Annotated in this window: 2 protein-coding genes; both read right to left on the reverse strand. The window is 32.3% G+C overall.

Going from position 1 to position 959, the window contains the following annotated elements; all coding sequences use genetic code 11:
- A partial coding sequence (locus ABS911_RS15165; protein ID WP_350468241.1) for a Crp/Fnr family transcriptional regulator occupies positions 1-530 on the reverse strand: 530 nt, incomplete at its 3' end.
- 146 nt (positions 531-676) lie between these two features.
- Positions 677-959: amino acid kinase family protein (locus tag ABS911_RS15170; RefSeq protein ID WP_502880560.1), on the reverse strand; the 283-nt coding region annotated here is incomplete at its 5' end.

Below are 959 nucleotides of genomic sequence, written 5' to 3' on the forward strand. Positions count from 1 at the left end.
GTTGGATTGGAGTAGTCTCCCAACTCTTTCATTAAATAATTTAATGCTTTAATGATCCGATTTGTGGCATTTGATACGACCAAATACTGTAATCTTTCTTCATGACTTTTAAGAATTTTAGATAGTTTATGATAGAAGAAAATCATTTGTTTAGGATTTTTTTCTATCAGACTTTCAAAAAGAGTTGTTGGAATATAATACAACTCTATATCTGTTAAAGCATACGCAGAGTAATGATAAACCTTATCGGAAAACATTCCACCATAAGGGAACAATGTTTCTTTTTTCACATAGTCAGTGTACGTGTAAAAAGCACTTTCGTCATATTTTTCAAGTCTAACCAATCCGTCGACTAAATAAAATATTTTTTCACGAATGTCTCCTTCGTCAAAGAGAATTTGCCCCTTTTTATACTTACGCAGATACATATTCTTTCGCAGAAGATTAAATTCGGGATCAGTAAATTCTGAAAAGATAGGCTTGTACCGTAGTTCATATAAGTTGATTACCTTTTTTTGAATGGTTGTCATCTAAACACTCCTATTCATGCTGTTCATCCTTAAACACTTGCCGATAGATAAATCATTCACAATATAAGTATAACACGAAAGCAAAAAAAGCCTTCTGAATAAAGGCTTTTTTGCTTTATTATGTGTTCCTTTTAATAGCGCTTACATCATTTTGTAATAATTGTTCCCGCGCCTTCTGTTAAAACATATTCGATATTTTCTAAAGATGTAACAATTGCTTTTCCATTTTTTGAATTTTCTACAAACGCAATTGCAGCTTCTACTTTAGGTAACATACTTCCTGCAGCAAATTGATGCTCAGCAATATAGCTTTTCATTTCGGTAACCGTTACTTCATTAAGTTGTTTTTGATTGGGTTGATTGTAATTGATATAGATATTATTAACGCCCGTCAACACAACCAGTAAGTCCGCTTGTATCAACTCTGCT

Source organism: Carnobacterium sp., assembly GCF_040274425.1.